The organism is Citrobacter sp. R4, assembly GCF_026719175.1.
Classification (GTDB): Bacteria; Pseudomonadota; Gammaproteobacteria; order Enterobacterales; family Enterobacteriaceae; genus Citrobacter_A; species Citrobacter_A sedlakii.
Genome location: NZ_JAPPSU010000014.1, coordinates 1 through 16639 on the forward strand (window position 1 = coordinate 1; position 16639 = coordinate 16639).

Here is a 16639-nt window from a genome sequence, read left to right on the forward strand (position 1 = left end):
CCACGCCGCCACGGGCCAGCCAGAACGACTCACTGCGGCTGAAGGCGGTTTCTCCGGGCATCAGCGGCTCAAAGTGAATACTGCGCCCGCCGTTATCGTTGAGAATAAGTTCCTCATCGCGAAGCTGCAGGCGGATATCGAAGGGGGCTTTCCAGCCGGGGCCGAATATGCCCGACGGCGCAGGGGTTTTCGTCCGGTAGCTACTGTATGCGCGGGTGAGCATAAACGGCAACGGCCCCGGCAGCGCAATATCGGTCTCGCCGGGCAGGACTTTGGCCCCCAGCAGCGGGTTCACCGGGCTGCCGGAGGTTCTGCCGCCGGGACACACCGAGCAGGCCACGCCGGTGGGCGCGCCGATAAACACGCCCGCTGAGCCCTGAACGATGGGCCCGCCGTACTTCGTCATGTCGCCCATGCGGGCAGCCGGTTTGCCGCTCAATGCAATGTCCTTATGCATAGAGACAGAAATTAGATCTGTCAGTTAAAAACAGGTCTGTACCTTACGCCTGCATTCAAATACAAAGAAGAGACCAGTGCATAACCGACATTAAATTAAGAAAACGTTTAGGATAATAATAAAAAAAGCCCGGCATCCCACACCGGGCAAAGAAGTTACCTGCACACTCAGGCTACTTTTAATTTCTGGGCACGATTTTCACGGCGGATCTTACGTTCTTCCAGCACCGCCACCATCGCCATCAGGACGATACAGCCAATCGCTGCCGCATCCAGCGCCGCGAAAGTGCCCGCCCAGCCGGTGAGGCCGAAAATCGGCGTGCCGTCGGCGATCATCCCCAGGCCCAGCTTGGCGAAGCTGTCGCCGATCAGGTAGGCGAAGGTGCCTTTGATCCCATCGGCTGCGCCGATCGCTTTTTTCGGCACGAAGCCGACCGCCGCCACGCCAATCAGCAGCTGCGGGCCAAAGACGAGGAAGCCGAGCGCAAACAGGGACGCCAGGTAGACATACTGGTTGCTGGCGTGCTGGTATACGCCGAGCGTGGCGATAATCAGCGCCAGCGCGATACACGCCACCAGCGCGCGACGGCCGTTGGCGAGATCCGAGAGCCAGCCCCACAGCAGCGTGCCGACCAGCGCGCCCACTTCGAACAGGGTAAAGCCCTGAATCGCCACCTCTTTCGAGAGCTTCAGCTCCTGGAAAGCATACACGGTTGACCACTGGTCGATGCCGATGCGCACGACGTACAGGAAGATATTCGAGAAGCACAGCAGCCAGATCACTTTGTTTTTCAGCACGTATTCAACAAAGATCTGCCATTTGGACATCTCGTTCTCTTCGGTCTCTTTGTCCTCTTCGCTGATCTCCTCGCCGAACAGCTCTTCGGCTTTGCCGAGACCGTAAGATTCCGGGGAATCGCTGCCGAAGCGCAGGCCGATAAAGCCGACAATCAAGGCGATAACCGACGGAAAGATAAACATACCGATCACGTGGCCGTCGAACAGGACGTTCGCGCCGAACAGCGCCACGCCAGCCGCGCCCGCGCCGCCGAGGTTATGAGAGATGTTCCAGAAGCCAAGGAAGGTGCCGCGCTTGCGCCGCGGGGTCCATTTGGTAATGGTGGAGTAGCTGCACGACCCGCCGGTACTCTGGAAGAAACCGCTCAGGGCGTAGAAGGCGATCATCAGGAACAGGCTGACAGAGCCACTGCCCATGCTGGCGCTGAAGCCGAGCATACAGATCGCCGAGAGGATCAGCATAAACGGCAGGAACTGCTTGGTATTCTTACCGTCAGCATAATAAGAAACCAGCGTTTTCCCCACCCCATAGGTGATGGAGAAGCCGAGGCCAATCATCCCCAGTTGCGTCATGCTCAGCCCGTAGGTCGAGATCATGTCGTTCTGGGCGATGTTAAAGTTTTTGCGGATCAGGTACATGGTCAGGTAGCCGATAAAGACCACCAGATAAGACTGCATGAACGGTTTGAACCACATCTTACGCCGCACATCGAGCGGCAGATCCAGGGTCGGCTTGCGCACCTGATTCAGAAAGGCCAGCATGGTTGGTTTACTCCTGAGCTGATTTTTACCGCATTGTAAAAATCAGCCGGGAGAGATGCCTGAGACAGCGTCCAGGTAAAACCGGGAAAATGTCTTAGTTTTGTCCCGTTTGCGGTGAAAAGGTGAGGTACATCACGCTTCGCTGACCATGCGCGGCGCCTGTGCGTTTAAAAATGGCAGCAGCAAGAGTGCAGAAATGCCTGATGCCACGCTAATCACCACAAAGAATCCCGTCCAGTGCCAGATCTCCAGCACCTGCGCCAGCGGCCAGCCGGAGAGCGAGGCGCCAAGATAGGCAAACAGCCCGACAAAGCCGGTGGCCGCGCCCGCCGCCTCTTTGTGCGAACACTCCGCCGCCGCCATGCCGATTAGCATTTGTGGGCCAAAAACGAAAAAGCCTGTGGTGAAGAAGCACGCCGCCTGCATCACGTAGCTGGCGAACGGCATCAGCCACAGCGAGCCGACGGAAAGCAGGATCCCGGCGGCAAAAATGAGGTTCATCGGGCCACGGTTGCCATTGAACAGTTTGTCCGAGCCCCAGCCCGCCACCAGCGCGCCGATAAATCCGCCCAGCTCGAACATGGTCACCGCCGAGTTGGCGGTCACCAGATCCACATCCAGCGTCTCGGACATATACAGGTTGCCCCAGTCGTTGATGGCCGCGCGCACCACGTACACCAGCACATAACAGAGCGACAGCAGCCAGATGTACGGGTTAAGCAGCACGTATTTGGTGAGGATCGCTTTACGGTTAAGGCCTGCGCCCTCCTGCTGCTGGGCAATCTCCAGCGCATCGTGCCGCCAGTCGCCCACGGGCGGTAGACCCACGGCCTGGGGGCGGTCGCGCAGCCGCCAGCACAGCACAATGCCGACGGCAATCGCCAACGTTCCGGCAATCATCATCCCCGCCCGCCAACCGTAGTGCAGCGCGGTGGCGGCCATCACGATGGGGATCAGCGCGCCGCCGACGTTGTGTGCAGTATTCCAGATAGCCCACCAGCCGCCGCGCTCGTTGCGCGAGTACCAGGCGGTGAGCAAACGCGCGCACACCGGCGCGCCCCATCCCTGGAAAAAGGCGTTCAGCGCCCACAGTAGCGCAAACGCCCACAGCGAGGAGGAAAAGCCGAAAAGAATATTCACCACGCCAGTGGCGATAAGTCCTGCCCCCATAAAGTATCTCGCGTTCGAGCGGTCGCTGACGACACCCGACACAAACTTCGACAGACCGTAGGTGATATAAAACAGCGTCGCCAGCAGACCGATATCGCTGCGGGTCAGCACGCCGCTGGCGAGGATCTCCGGCACGGCGGCATTAAAGCTCTTACGGGTAAAATAAAACAACGCATAGCCAAGCCAGATGGTTAACAGGATATGCCGTCGCCAGTAGCGGTAGCGGGCATCAATTTCCTGTTTATCGGTCATCAACGGCGCGCTGGCCGGGGCCTTTAAAAACTGAAACATCGCCGCTCCTTAGGCATAACGCTGCGGCAACGAAACGCTGACGCGCGTGCCGTGAGTACAGGAAATAGAGAGCGAACCGCCGAGCGCCGTCACGCGTTCCCGCATACCAGTCAGGCCAAATCCCTGCTGACCGGAGCCCGGCGGCAGGCCGCAGCCATCATCTTCAATCACCAGCATCAGGCGCTCGTCCTGCTGCCAGCCCTGTATCGTGACCGCGCTGGCGCTGGCATGTTTGACGATATTGTTCAGCCCTTCCTGACAGACGCGGAACAGCGTCACCCGCTGGCTTTCGCTGAGCGCAGACTCGTCTATCCGCCAGTCGAGATGGCTGATGATGCCGCGGCTTTCCAGCTCCATTTCACGCATCAAAGAACGTATGGCCTGTTCAAGCGTAAGATCGTCCAACTGACGCGGGCGCAGCCGCCCCAGCAGACAACGTACCGAATCGTACACGCCGAGCGACAGCTGTTCGATCAACTGCCCGCTCTGCTTCGCGCCGCCGTTATCTCCCGCCAGTCGCTGAACGATACCGGCCTGGGTGCGAATGGCGGTAACGGTCTGACCGATGTCATCGTGCAGCTCGCGCGCCACCTCCCGGCGTACGCTTTCTTCAGTTTCCAGCAGCCGTTCCGCCAGACGGTGGTTGCGCGCCAGTTCGTTTTGCAGCGACTGGTTCAGCTCGCGCAAGCGTTGGATCCCTGCGCCAAGCAGCAGTCCGGTGAGGCTTTGCGCCAGCAGTGAAAGCAGTAAATCCACCGGATGATCGTGCCAGGTCTGGCTGGCGATCAGCGCGATGGCGTTCATCAGCGTCGCAATCAATGCTCCCTGCCAGCCGTAGTGCCAGGCCAGCGCGATGATCGGCAGCGCCAGACAAAACGGCGTGAAGCGCGATAATTCAGCGGGCAGACCAAGCTGTAGCCACAGGCTGACCACAAACAGCAGCAGATACCAGATGAGATGCCGGGCGCGCCAGTTTACCGGCTGCGAAACCAGCGCCGGACCAAGCGGCAGCCAGATGGCGCTGGTGAGATAATGCCAGAACACCAGACAGATGGGGGCCAGCGTTAAGCCGCCGGTGAGCGTCAGCAGCAGGGCGTTCCACGCCTGCTCTCCCTGCCCAAGCCAGGGCAAGGACTGCAACAGCGCCGCTGCGGTGAGAGCGGCCCCCTGTAGCAACAATGTGCGCCAGTCGCGCTGGTGACGGTAACGGGAGATCAGCGCCACCGGTATCAGCGTTAGCGCACTGCCGATCATCAATAATATCGGGTGCGCCAGCGCCACTTCCTGCGCCAGCCAGAGAACCAGCAGCCACTCCGCGCCAAGCAGCACCGGCCAGTAGCCGCGCGGGCATTGCAACATCAACCCCAGGCGCAGGCCGAAGGGGAACAGCAGCACCGCCAGCTCAGGGCGCTCCACCAGATGCAGGCTGATGCTCCACAGGCAAAACCAGGCGGCGGAGAAGATAAAAAAGCAGGCGATTACGGTGATAAATCGGGAAAGATGCGTGTTCATTGCCAGCCGTCAAACATTCTGCGCGCCAGCTCAACGTCATTGTTAACGCCCAGTTTTTCCATCAGATTCGCGCGATGCACGTGCACCGTTTTAGGCGAGAGGCCCAGCTCGGCGGCAATCTCTTTGACCGCCATCCCTTGCGCCAGTTTTTCCGCCACCTGACGCTCGCGTTTTGTCAGCGGATCCTGCCTGCCCGCAGCCAGCTTGATGGCGATATCCGGGGTCAGATAGCAGCCGCCGGTCGCAACCGTATGCACAGCGGCAATCAGCTCGTCCGGGCTGCAACGTTTGGAAAGAAATCCCCGTGCGCCGGCGTTTAGCGCCTGCTCCACCAGCGCCGGGCTGTCATGTACCGAAAGCATGATGGTCGCCATGCCTTTTGGCAGTTGACTCAGCAACGCCAGCCCGGAAACGTCAGGCATTGAGATGTCGCAGATACACACCTGCACGCCGCGCCCCGGCAGGCCAGCAAGCGCTTCACGCCCGGAACCAAACTCAGCCACCACCTGAAAATCAGGCTCAAGGTTCAGAAGCTGGGCGAATCCAGAGCGGACGATAAGATGGTCGTCGATAAGGGCGATGGTGGTCATAGCGCGTTCCTGGCGGGCGGATAAAAAAACGCGCTTACCTTAACGATAAGCGCGCGGGTGTTCAAGCAATGAGCGATTTATTCGAAGAATACCGCAATTTTGTTAAACATGGTGGGATCGGACTGGTTGCGCACCACTTTCGCCACATCTTCTAGCTTGTCGATCTGGGCGATCATCTGCTCAAGACGTTGATCATCGTTCACCAGTAGCCAGATGCGGCTTTGGTCGCTGCCCTGAATCGGCAGGCAGAGGATCCCTTCCACGTTAAACGCGCGACGGGCGAACAACCCACAGACGTGCGTCATGACGCCGGGGTGGTTACGGACGGTGAGTTCCAGAATAACGTTTTCATGTGATTGTTTCTGCATGGCTTATTCCCCCACCATCTCAGTATTGGCCGCGCCCGGCGGTACCATCGGATACACTTTTTCTTCTGCATCAATACGCACGTGGATCAGCGCCGGACCCGGACGGCTGATAATCGCCTGCAGCGCCGCCTGCGGGTCGGCTTCGTTATTTAAATCGCAGGTTTCCAGACCAAACCCGGCGGCAATCTGCATAAAGTTAATCATTCCCGGATAAGTGGCGGCAAACACACCCTGCTTGTAAAACAGGCTCTGCTGCTGATGCACCAGCCCCAGCGCTTCGTTATTCATCAGGATGATTTTCACATCCAGTTGGTTTTCGCTGGCGGTCGCCATCTCCTGAATGTTCATCATCAGGCTACCGTCGCCGGAGAAGCACAGCACTTTTTTGTCCGGGTTCGCCAGCGCCGCGCCAATCGCCGCGGGCAGGCCAAAGCCCATGGTGCCCAGACCGCCGGAGGTCAGCCACTGGCGCGGACGGTTCAGCGGATACGCCTGCGCCGCCCACATCTGGTGCTGCCCCACATCGGTGGTAATAATCGCGTTGTCATCCACGCAGGCGGCTACGGCGTTAATCAACCCGTAGTGGCTGAGCGGATCGCTTTCCTGCGGAATGGTACACGGGAACTCGCGCTGCAGATCGCGCACCAGCTGATGCCACTCCGTGCGCGGCTGCGCCTCAATCTGCGGAATTAACTGTGTCAGTACCTCGTCCACGTCCGCCTGAATAGCCACGTGCGGCTGCTTGATTTTGCCCAGCTCGGCGCGGTCGATATCCACGTGAATAATTCTGGCGTTCGGGCAGAACTGTTCGGTTTTGCCAATCGCCCGGTCATCAAAACGCGCGCCCAGCACCACCAGCAGATCGGCCTCCTGCAGGATGTAGTTGGTACTGCGCGCGCCGTGCATCCCCAGCATACCCAGCGACAACGGATGCGCCTTCGGCAACATGCCCAGCGCCATCAGCGTCATGGTGGTCGGCAACTGCGCTTTTTCCGCCAGTTGGCGTACCCGCTCGGGGGCGTTAATCACGCCGCCGCCGAGATACAGCACCGGACGCTTCGCCGCGTTAATCATTGCCGCCGCGTCGCGCACGCTCTGCTCGCTAAAGGCTGGCGCCGCCATTTTCTCCGCCGGAGCGGGCATCGCGTCGATCTCAAAAACTGCGGTCTGGACGTCCTTAGGTATGTCTATCCACACCGGGCCAGGACGACCTGACTGAGCAAGGCGAAAGGCGTCGCTCATCACCTGCGGTAATTCATCGATATGTCTGACCAGATAGTTGTGTTTTGTGATGGGGATAGAAATGCCGTAGGTGTCGACTTCCTGGAAGGCGTCGGTGCCAATCATCGACGCCGGAACCTGGCCGGTGATGCAAACCAGCGGGATAGAGTCCAGACGCGCATCGGCGATAGCGGTCACCAGGTTGGTTGCGCCAGGCCCGCTACAGGCCATACAAACGGCGGGTTTGCCGTCGGTACGCGCCATGCCCTGGGCGATAAAACCCGCCCCTTGCTCATGACGCGCCAGAATATGACGAATTTGCGTGCTCTGGCTTAAGGCGTCGTAGACGGGGAGTATCGACCCGCCGGGAATACCGGTGACAATCTGAATACCCTGTCGCTCCAGAAAATGAACGATAAATTCCGCGCCGGTAAAGCGCTTACGCGTGGATGTTGCTGTTGTGCCCGAACTTGCCATGCTCCAGTCCTTTTTTCTTGGCCGGGGCGCCGGGCAGGTCTCTAAACGAAAAACCCCGCCCGGTTTGCGCCGGCGGGGTTTTGGAATCGTGTGTTGTTCCGGACCCTACGGCGCATTGCCGACGACCACCACCACACGCACGACGACCGCTGCGCGAGATGGCGCAGTGTTTAGTAGGGTCGCAGTCAGCATGAAAGGGGTCATTAGGGGCCTTGTCTGTTTATTCATTAACTGGATTTATACAAGCACAGCTTTTTAAGCGAGACAATGGAAAAAATTTCATCTGCTTGAAAATGCGTCAACGATCACGTTTCAGGGAAAAAAACGCTAAAAACAAAAAACCCCGCCGGAGCGAGGTTTTTTCAGCGTAATGCGGTTGGTGACCGCAAAGCACACTGTGTTATGTCAACAGCAAAAGTATACGCGTTCTGTGAGGAACACGCAATTTCGGCGCGAATTTTGACGTTTTTGAGTATGGATCAGAAGATTAAATCTGTCCATAAATTACTGTTCATCCATACAGTATTTATCTATAATAACTCAGTACACAGTGTGTCAGGTGGGGCCGCATCGTTAACCGGCGCAATGAAGTCCTGGCTGAAACGGGTGGTGCCGTCAGCGCCTTAACCCCCCCAGAGAGCACACTGTGTTATGTCAACGAAGGTGCTGGCAACAGGCGGCGGAAAGGCACGTCAGCACCGTGCTCCTTTTACCATAAGGAGACGCGTATGAGCCTCGTGGATATCACCATTCTTATCCTGAAACTCATTGTTGCAGTTATGCAACTGCTTGATGCCGTTCTGAAATATTACAAGTAATTCAGATTCAAGTCGCACCAAAGGGGAGCGGGCAACCGCTCCCCTTTCACATGGCGCTTTCCCCGGATGCGTGCGTCCGCTGGTTATGTTACGTTTTTATGACACTCCCTGACGATGCCTGAGCCATGACCCTTTCCGTTTTCTGTATTTTGCTGTTCGCCGCACTGCTGCATGCCAGCTGGAACGCCATTGTGAAAGCCGGAAACGATAAGCTGTATGCCGCTATCAGCGTCAGCGGATCGGCCGCCATCATGGCGTTAATCTTCCTGCCTTTCGCGCCGCAGCCCTCAAGCGCCAGCATCCCGTTTTTAGCCGCTTCAACCGCCCTGCAGGTCATTTACACCGTGCTGGTCGCGCGGACGTATCAGGTTTCGGACATGAGCCAAACCTACCCGCTGATGCGCGGCACTGCGCCGTTACTGGTCGCGGTTATCAGCGTGTTGTTTCTGGGGGACAGTCTGTCGTCACTGGCGTGGACGGGTATTGCGGTGATCTGCCTGGCAATCCTCGGCATGGCTTTTAACGGTCGCGCCAGCTCGCAGCAGGGCATTGTGCTCGCACTGATTAACGCCTGTTTCATTGCCGGATACACGCTGGTAGACGGTACCGGCGTCAGGCTGTCGGAAACCGCGCTGGGCTATACGCTGTGGACCTTTTTCCTCAACGGTTCGTGTCTGCTCGGCTGGGCAATGCTTGCCCGGCGTCGCGAAGCGTCGCGCTATCTGGCACAGCACTGGAAAAAAGGGATTTTTGGCGGTATCGGCACCATGGGCTCCTATGGCCTGGCGCTGTGGGCAATGACCCAGGCGCCGCTGGCGGTGGTCGCCGCGCTGCGGGAAACCTCCATTCTGTTTGGCGCGCTGATCGCCTGGCTTCTGCTGAAAGAGCGAGTCGCCGGACTGCGGCTGGTAGCCGCCGGAGGCATTGCCGCCGGGGCGATTTTACTGCGTCTGTCGTGAAGCGTGACAGTCGCGTGGCGGCGCTTACGCCTTATCCGACAGCGATGTAACCTGATTCATTCCGGCAACATTTATTGCCGCTATTTGTTTACATTTCCTGCCGTTCAGCTGTTTTTCATTCCTGCCTGCTCACTGGCCTTCTGCGTTTTGTGTGGTAGATTTCACTCGCATTTATGGGAATGCACAGCACCTTATTCTTATTTTTTCTCTTTTTGAAAAGTAATCAGCGAAATGAAAAGGCAGAGAAGCGTCAATTTGTTGTTGATGTTGGTACTACTTGTGGCGGTAGGTCAGATGGCGCAAACCATTTATATCCCCGCCATCGCCGATATGGCGCGGGATCTGAACGTCCGGGAAGGGGCCGTTCAGAGCGTAATGGCGGCCTATCTTCTGACTTACGGTGTGTCGCAACTGATCTATGGTCCCCTGTCTGACCGTGTGGGCCGTCGCCCGGTGATCCTCGTCGGGATGTCAATTTTTATGCTCGCCACCCTTGTTGCCATTACCACCCATAACCTGACGGTACTCATTGCCGCCAGCGCGCTACAGGGGATGGGTACCGGCGTCGGCGGCGTGATGGCGCGTACCCTGCCGCGTGACCTGTACGAAGGCACGCAACTGCGCCACGCCAACAGTCTGCTGAATATGGGGATTCTGGTCAGCCCGCTGCTGGCTCCCCTGCTCGGCGGCCTGCTGGATACAATGTGGAACTGGCGCGCCTGTTACGTTTTCCTGCTGGTGCTTTGCGCGGGCGTCACCTTCAGCATGGCGCGCTGGATGCCGGAAACGCGCCCGGCGGGTGCGCCACGCACGCGACTTATCGTCAGCTATAAAACCCTGTTCGGCAACGGCGCGTTTAACTGTTATCTGCTGATGCTGATTGGCGGTCTGGCCGGGATTGCGGTATTTGAAGCCTGTTCCGGCGTGCTGATGGGCGCCGTACTCGGCCTGAACAGCATGGTGGTCAGCATTCTGTTTATCCTGCCGATTCCGGCGGCGTTTTTCGGCGCGTGGTTTGCCGGTCGGCCGAATAAGCGCTTTTCCACACTGATGTGGCAGTCAGTGATTAGCTGTCTGCTGGCGGGACTGATGATGTGGGTCCCCGGCTGGTTCGGCGTGATGAATGTCTGGACGCTGTTGATCCCCGCTGCGCTGTTTTTCTTTGGCGCAGGAATGCTGTTCCCGCTGGCGACCAGCGGCGCAATGGAGCCGTTTCCGTTTCTCGCCGGGACGGCGGGCGCACTGGTCGGCGGCCTGCAAAATATCGGCTCCGGCGTGCTGGCCTGGCTTTCGGCGATGCTGCCGCAAACCGGCCAGGGCAGTCTCGGTCTGTTAATGTCTTTGATGGGACTGCTGATTTTACTTTGCTGGTTGCCGCTGGCGTCCCGCCTGTCGCATCAGGGACAGGCCATTTAACCCTGGCAGGCCGGGCTTAGCGTCCGGCCTGTTCGTGTAACCAGCCGATAAACGCCTCGATTTTCGGCCACTGCCTGCCGGGCAGCGTTGTCATGTAATAATGTTGATGACAGGTTAAGGCCATTTCACCGAATGGGGCGACCAGCTCACCACTCTCCAGACGTTTCTGCACCAACCGCTTACGCCCCATCGCCACGCCAATATGATTCATTGCGGCAATCACCGCTAAATCCGAACGATCGAAGCCAATCCCTGACGATTGCGGCAAATTCACCTCAAAATGCTGCGCCCAGCTGTACCACTCGTCGGTTCCCGAATCGTTGCTCCACGCCTGACGATCGTGCAGCAGCGTACAGTGACGCAGATTTGCCAGCCGTCCCTCCAACGCGAAACGGCGCGCATAGTCCGGGCTGCAGACCGGCAGAATGGCCTCATCCATTAAAAAATGGTGCGCCAACTGTGCAGACGGCGCGTCGTCGAAGTAGATCGCCAGGTCAACCCCGGCCCGCTGTAAATTGACGTTATCGTTTCCGGTCAGGATCGTCAGGGAAATGGAGGGATAACGTCGGGTAAAGTCGCCCAGCGCGGGTACCAGCCAGCATTGCGCAATGGATGGTCGCGAATAGACGGTAAGGGTCCCGGACAATTCCTGATTCTTAATATCGAGTATTTCCTGGTTCAGCGTATCCAGTGATGACTTCAGCGCCCAGAATACCCGCTTGCCTTCATGGGTCAGCTCAACCTTACGGTGCGACCGCACGAACAGCTGAATCCCCAGTTCCTCTTCCAGTTGGTTAATGCGATGGCTGATGGCGCTCGGCGTGAGCGAGAGTTCGTCGGCCGCCAGGGCAAACGACTGATGCCGGGCCGCCACTTCGAAAGTGTAGAGTTTAGAGAGCTGCCAGCCGTTCAGTAGCTGGTTGCGTACGTCGCGAACAGGTTCCATCGATGCCTCAGTAAAAACAATCCCTGACAAAGTGTAAAAAATCGCGCGCAAAAATTCAGCACTAAGATGAACTACAGTGAATCAGATCGCAATTACGCCTCTTTTTTCGACATATATCACCTGTTTGGTTCAATCTGGTTCATGTGAAAGCGTATTTATATCGTTTGTCAGCGCGTGCTGTTTTTTCGTCCAATGGAAGCAGGTAAATCACAGGGCAAGGTGAGATATGCACTCTCAAATCTGGGTTGTGAGCACGCTGCTGGTAAGCATCGTGTTAATTGTATTGACCATCGTGAAATTCAAATTCCACCCGTTTCTGGCGCTGTTGCTCGCCAGCTTCTTCGTGGGAACCATGATGGGCATGGGACCGCTGGACATGGTCAATGCCGTTGAAAGCGGGATCGGCGGTACGCTGGGCTTCCTCGCCGCAGTTATCGGGCTTGGCACCATTCTTGGCAAAATGATGGAAGTTTCCGGCGCGGCGGAACGCATCGGGTTGACGCTCCAGCGTTGCCGCTGGCTCTCCGCCGACGTCATTATGGTGCTGGTGGGGCTGATCTGCGGGATCACCCTGTTTGTGGAAGTGGGCGTGGTGCTGCTCATTCCGCTGGCGTTCTCTATTGCGAAGAAAACCAATACCTCGCTGCTTAAGCTCGCCATTCCGCTTTGTACCGCGCTGATGGCCGTCCACTGCGTGGTGCCGCCGCACCCGGCCGCCCTGTTTGTGGCGAATAAACTGGGCGCGGATATCGGTTCGGTGATCGTTTACGGCCTGCTGGTAGGGTTGATGGCGTCGCTGGTTGGCGGGCCGCTGTTCCTGAAGTTTCTCGGCAACCGCCTGCCGTTTAAGGCAGTACCGGCCGAGTTTTCCGACCTTAAGGTGCGCGAAGAAAGTACGCTGCCGTCTTTAGGCGCAACGCTGTTTACCGTGTTGCTGCCCATTGGCCTGATGCTGCTGAAAACCGTCGCAGAGTTAAACATGGCCAAAGGCAGCACGTTGTATACGCTGCTGGAGTTTATCGGCAACCCAATTACCGCCATGTTCATCGCCGTCTTTGTGGCTTATTACATTCTTGGCCTGCGCCAGCAGATGAGCATGGGCACGATGTTGACCCACACCGAAAACGGCTTCGGTTCGATTGCCAATATCCTGCTGATTATCGGTGCTGGCGGCGCGTTTAACGCGATCCTTAAAAGTAGCGGACTGGCGGATACGCTGGCGGTGATCCTCTCGAACATGGATATGCATCCGATTCTGCTGGCCTGGCTGGTGGCGTTGATTCTTCATGCCGCGGTCGGTTCCGCCACCGTCGCGATGATGGGGGCAACGGCGATTGTCGCCCCGATGCTGCCGCTCTATCCCAACGTAAGTCCTGAGATCATCGCCATTGCCATCGGTTCCGGCGCCATTGGCTGCACGATCGTGACCGATTCCCTCTTCTGGCTGGTGAAGCAGTATTGTGGCGCATCGCTGAATGAAACGTTCAAATATTATACGACCGCGACATTTATCGCCTCGGTCATTGCGCTGGCCTGCACATTCCTGCTTTCCTTTATCATCTGAATGCAAAGAGACGTACTATGGAAAACATTCAACAACTCATGACCCGTTATCCCCTGGTAGAGGATCTGGTGGCGCTGAAAGAAACCACCTGGTTTAACCCTGCCACGACCTCTCTTGCAGAAGGTTTACCCTACGTGGGGTTAACGGAAGCCGACGTTAAAGGTGCGCACGCCCGGCTGGCCCGCTTCGCGCCGTATCTCGCGAAAGCCTTTCCGGAAACCGCTGTTAGCGGCGGGATTATTGAATCTGACGTGGTGGCGATTCCGGCAATGCAACAACGGCTGGAAAAAGAGTATGGACAGGCCATCAGCGGCGAAATCTTGCTCAAAAAAGACAGTCATCTGCCAATCTCCGGCTCCATTAAAGCCCGTGGCGGCATTTATGAAGTGCTGACTCACGCAGAGAAACTGGCGCTGGAAGCCGGTCTGTTGACCACCGAAGATGATTACAGCGCGCTTCTCAGTCCGGAGTTCAAAGCCTTTTTCAGCCAGTACAGTATTGCGGTAGGTTCAACAGGCAATCTCGGGCTGTCGATCGGTATTATGAGCGCCCGCATCGGCTTTAAGGTCACCGTGCATATGTCCGCTGACGCCCGCGCGTGGAAAAAGGCTAAACTGCGCAGCCACGGCGTTACCGTGGTTGAGTATGAAGAGGATTACGGCGTGGCGGTGGAGCAGGGGCGCAAGGCGGCGGAGGCCGACCCGAACTGCTTCTTTATCGACGATGAAAACTCGCGCACGCTGTTTTTAGGCTATGCGGTGGCCGGGCAGCGTCTGAAGGCGCAGTTTGAAAAACAGGGGCGCGTGGTAGACGCCGCGCATCCGCTGTTTGTCTATCTGCCGTGCGGCGTGGGCGGCGGTCCTGGCGGGGTGGCATTTGGTCTTAAACTGGCCTTCGGCGACCATGTTCACTGCTTTTTCGCCGAACCAACCCATTCGCCGTGTATGCTGCTCGGCGTGTATACCGGCCTGCATGACGCGCTCTCGGTGCAGGACATTGGGATTGATAACGTGACCGCCGCTGACGGGCTGGCCGTGGGACGCGCCTCAGGATTTGTTGGCCGGGCCATGGAGCGCCTGCTGGACGGGCTATATACCCTCGACGATCAGACCATGTACGACATGCTGGGCTGGCTGGCGCAGGAAGAAAATATCCGTCTGGAACCGTCAGCACTGGCGGGTATGGCCGGGCCGCAACGCGTCTGCGCCTCGGCGGACTACTCGCGAATGCACCGTTTTACGCCGTCTCAGCTCGCCAGCGCGACGCATGTGGTCTGGGCAACCGGCGGCGGCATGGTGCCGGAAGCGGAAATGGCGCAATACCTTGCGAAAGGGCGTTAGTTTCCTGTTGAAACAGGCCGGATGGCGCAGTGCGTAACCGGTCTGCCGCCACTTAGCGCAGCATCGCCATCAGTTCCATCGGTGAGCGATGCCTTTTAATGAGGTCGCGCATCACCCGCATATATGGCGCAGTATGGGAAAAAAAGGCTCTGTAGCCCGCGCACAGCGGGCTTTTTCCTGAGGCATCCCGATGTTTAGGACAGTCGCCATGGCAGAATTTTAGCCAGACGCAGCGCTGACAGGTTGCGGTCAGGGTGGTGTTTTTACTGCGACCAAATGCCTCCACCTGAGGCATCTCATTGATGACTTTCAATAACGTGTGATGAATATTACCTAACAGATACTGCGGATAAACGTAATGGTCGCACTGATACAGATCGCCATTCGCCTCCAGCGCAAACGCATGACCGCAGGTTTTACTTAACGCACACATCTGTGACGGGTAGCCGCACCATACGCCCAGCGTCGAATCGAAAAGCTGGATATAGACGCGGCCAATATCTTCCCGCACCCAGAGGTCAAACACGCGGCTCAAAAAATCCCCCCACGCCCGCGGCTCGACGGACTCTGCGCTCAACGCGCCGGTTTCGTCATATTCCACCAACGGAATAAACTGCAAAAACGGCGTGCCGAGCTGACGAAGATAACGATACATTTCCTCCGGCTGCTGGCTGTTGAGCCGATTGACCACCACCAACAGGTTGAACGCGACGCGATGCGCGACAAGCTTCTCCAGTGCGTTGATGACGTTATGATGGGTTGGGCACCCGCTTCGGCTCACGCGATACGCGTCGTGCAGCGCCGCCGGACCATCCAGCGACAGTCCAACCAGCCAGCCGTTGTCATGCAGAAAACGGCACCAGTCGTCATTAAGTACTATGCCATTTGTCTGGAAGGCGTTGCGGATCTGTTTCCCCTCGCCGTACAGTTTTTGTAAGGCAACGACGCGGTGGAAAAAATCCAGGCCACAAAGGGTCGGTTCGCCGCCCTGCCAGGCAAACAGCACCTCCGGCCCCGGCTGCGCAGCAATATGTTGCTGGATAAACGCCGTGAGCGTGGCGTCATCCATCACTGGCTGGGTGGGTTTATCGATATAAAAACAGTAACGACAATCAAGGTTACAACGTGAACTGGCCGGCTTGGCCATGACCTGACATCCTGTCATGCGAAATTCCCGATAAAGGCAATAAGTTGGCGAATGTGCGTAACAGCAAACAGTATTGCGAGGGATAACACCGCGAGGGAGATCATAAATTTGTCACGCACTGCTCTGGATTGCGAAAAATCCGGGTGCGTCACGTCCATCAGGTTACGATTCAGGGTATAGCGCCAGAGGATAATCGCGACCACCGCCAGCACCGCGATGGAGACCCAGAACAGAAATCCGGCCTGATGCCAGTTGTGTTTGACCGCCAGCGCCATCAACGCGCCATAGCCCAGCAGTGTGCGAAACCAGGCCAGCGATGTGCGTTCAGGCTGTAACCCGGGGTCGGCAATCCGCCGCGCTTTCCGGCTATCCGGCATACAGCACCAGCGCGATAACGATCGCCGCCACAACCATCAAAATCAGGCTGATAATCAGTAAGCTATGCGTGTAGGGTAGATCTTCTTTCAGGCGCATCGCCTTTTCGTTACGTAACCAGCGAAGATAGCCGTAAATCGCCAGACCGCCCGAAAACAGGCACAGCAGTAGCGCCAACAGTTCACGAATCACCGGCGTGGCGAAATCCGGCGCGAGCTGGTCGAGACCGACGCCTGCCGCCAGAAAACCCAGCGCGGTGCGGATCCACGCCAGAAATGTACGCTCGTTTGCCAGCGAGAAGCGGTAGTCCGGCGCTTCTCCAAGGCGGGAAATCTTCATCAGGACTCCTTTTCATCAATATTGCCTGGCGCCGGGGCGGCTGACGCCTTATTCGGCCTACGGGTATGCGGAAACGCAGGCCGGGCAAGC

At 57.6% G+C, this 16639-nt stretch carries 17 protein-coding genes; 5 read left to right on the top strand and 12 right to left on the bottom strand.

Going from position 1 to position 16639, the window contains the following annotated elements; translation table 11 throughout:
- The 8 genes from OOJ60_RS21005 to ivbL form a co-directional block, all read right to left on the bottom strand.
- The coding region (locus tag OOJ60_RS21005) for a DUF6531 domain-containing protein (RefSeq protein ID WP_268077694.1) at positions 1–439 on the bottom strand (439 nt) is incomplete at its 3' end.
- Positions 440–624: 185 nt separating this feature from the next.
- Positions 625–2016, bottom strand: a complete 1392-nt coding sequence (uhpT, locus tag OOJ60_RS21010; RefSeq protein ID WP_181822302.1) for a hexose-6-phosphate:phosphate antiporter — start codon at positions 2014–2016, stop codon at positions 625–627.
- Between the two features lie 132 nt (positions 2017–2148).
- Positions 2149–3477, bottom strand: a complete 1329-nt coding sequence (locus OOJ60_RS21015; RefSeq protein WP_205613136.1) for an MFS transporter — start codon at positions 3475–3477, stop codon at positions 2149–2151.
- A gap of 9 nt (positions 3478–3486) precedes the next feature.
- On the bottom strand, positions 3487–4989 hold the full coding sequence (gene uhpB / locus OOJ60_RS21020; protein WP_200035967.1) for a signal transduction histidine-protein kinase/phosphatase UhpB: 1503 nt from the start codon (positions 4987–4989) through the stop codon (positions 3487–3489).
- Complete coding sequence (uhpA, locus tag OOJ60_RS21025) at positions 4986–5579, bottom strand: transcriptional regulator UhpA (protein WP_042287167.1); 594 nt, start codon at positions 5577–5579, stop codon at positions 4986–4988. The genes uhpB and uhpA overlap by 4 nt, the downstream gene beginning before the upstream one ends.
- A 77-nt stretch (positions 5580–5656) precedes the next feature.
- Positions 5657–5947 carry an acetolactate synthase small subunit gene (gene ilvN / locus OOJ60_RS21030; RefSeq protein ID WP_012908032.1) on the bottom strand — a complete coding sequence of 97 codons (291 nt, stop codon included), beginning with the start codon at positions 5945–5947 and terminating at the stop codon, positions 5657–5659.
- A gap of 3 nt (positions 5948–5950) precedes the next feature.
- Positions 5951–7645, bottom strand: coding sequence for an acetolactate synthase large subunit (gene ilvB, locus OOJ60_RS21035; protein WP_042287169.1), 1695 nt, complete (start codon positions 7643–7645; stop codon positions 5951–5953).
- Between the two features lie 105 nt (positions 7646–7750).
- A complete protein-coding gene (gene ivbL, locus OOJ60_RS21040; RefSeq protein ID WP_042287173.1) occupies positions 7751–7849 on the bottom strand; it encodes an ilvB operon leader peptide IvbL in 99 nt (32 codons plus the stop codon).
- Between the two features lie 524 nt (positions 7850–8373).
- Between ivbL and tisB the strand changes: the two genes are divergently transcribed.
- The 3 genes from tisB to emrD all read left to right on the top strand — a co-directional run bounded on the left by tisB (position 8374) and on the right by emrD (position 10838).
- Positions 8374–8463 (top strand): type I toxin-antitoxin system toxin TisB, encoded by a 90-nt coding sequence (tisB, locus tag OOJ60_RS21045; RefSeq protein ID WP_042287176.1) that lies wholly within the window; start codon positions 8374–8376, stop codon positions 8461–8463.
- A 125-nt stretch (positions 8464–8588) separates the two neighbouring features.
- Positions 8589–9422: a DMT family transporter gene (locus OOJ60_RS21050; RefSeq protein WP_060569979.1), complete on the top strand. Its 834-nt coding sequence runs from the start codon at positions 8589–8591 to the stop codon at positions 9420–9422.
- A 231-nt stretch (positions 9423–9653) separates the two neighbouring features.
- A complete protein-coding gene (gene emrD / locus OOJ60_RS21055) occupies positions 9654–10838 on the top strand; it encodes a multidrug efflux MFS transporter EmrD (RefSeq protein WP_205613137.1) in 1185 nt (394 codons plus the stop codon).
- Positions 10839–10854: 16 nt separating this feature from the next.
- Here the strand turns inward: emrD and dsdC are convergent, their stop codons facing one another.
- On the bottom strand, positions 10855–11784 hold the full coding sequence (dsdC, locus tag OOJ60_RS21060) for a DNA-binding transcriptional regulator DsdC (RefSeq protein ID WP_042287184.1): 930 nt from the start codon (positions 11782–11784) through the stop codon (positions 10855–10857).
- Positions 11785–12010: 226 nt separating this feature from the next.
- Between dsdC and dsdX the strand changes: the two genes are divergently transcribed.
- On the top strand, positions 12011–13348 hold the full coding sequence (gene dsdX, locus OOJ60_RS21065) for a D-serine transporter DsdX (protein WP_200035971.1): 1338 nt from the start codon (positions 12011–12013) through the stop codon (positions 13346–13348).
- A gap of 17 nt (positions 13349–13365) precedes the next feature.
- A complete protein-coding gene (gene dsdA / locus OOJ60_RS21070) occupies positions 13366–14688 on the top strand; it encodes a D-serine ammonia-lyase (protein WP_200035972.1) in 1323 nt (440 codons plus the stop codon).
- A gap of 52 nt (positions 14689–14740) precedes the next feature.
- On the opposite strand, the gene OOJ60_RS21075 is transcribed toward dsdA, so the two are convergent.
- From OOJ60_RS21075 to OOJ60_RS21085, 3 genes are read right to left on the bottom strand one after another with little or no spacing between them, the layout of a single operon-like run.
- The gene (locus tag OOJ60_RS21075) at positions 14741–15853 is read right to left on the bottom strand and encodes an anaerobic sulfatase maturase (RefSeq protein WP_199957828.1); all 1113 of its coding nucleotides are present in this window, start codon (positions 15851–15853) and stop codon (positions 14741–14743) included.
- Positions 15850–16212, bottom strand: a complete 363-nt coding sequence (locus OOJ60_RS21080; protein WP_060569974.1) for a DUF202 domain-containing protein — start codon at positions 16210–16212, stop codon at positions 15850–15852. Before OOJ60_RS21080 ends, OOJ60_RS21075 begins: the two co-directional genes overlap by 4 nt.
- Positions 16202–16549 (bottom strand): YidH family protein, encoded by a 348-nt coding sequence (locus OOJ60_RS21085; protein WP_042287198.1) that lies wholly within the window; start codon positions 16547–16549, stop codon positions 16202–16204. The genes OOJ60_RS21080 and OOJ60_RS21085 overlap by 11 nt, the downstream gene beginning before the upstream one ends.
- Between the last annotated feature and the right edge of the window lie 90 nt (positions 16550–16639).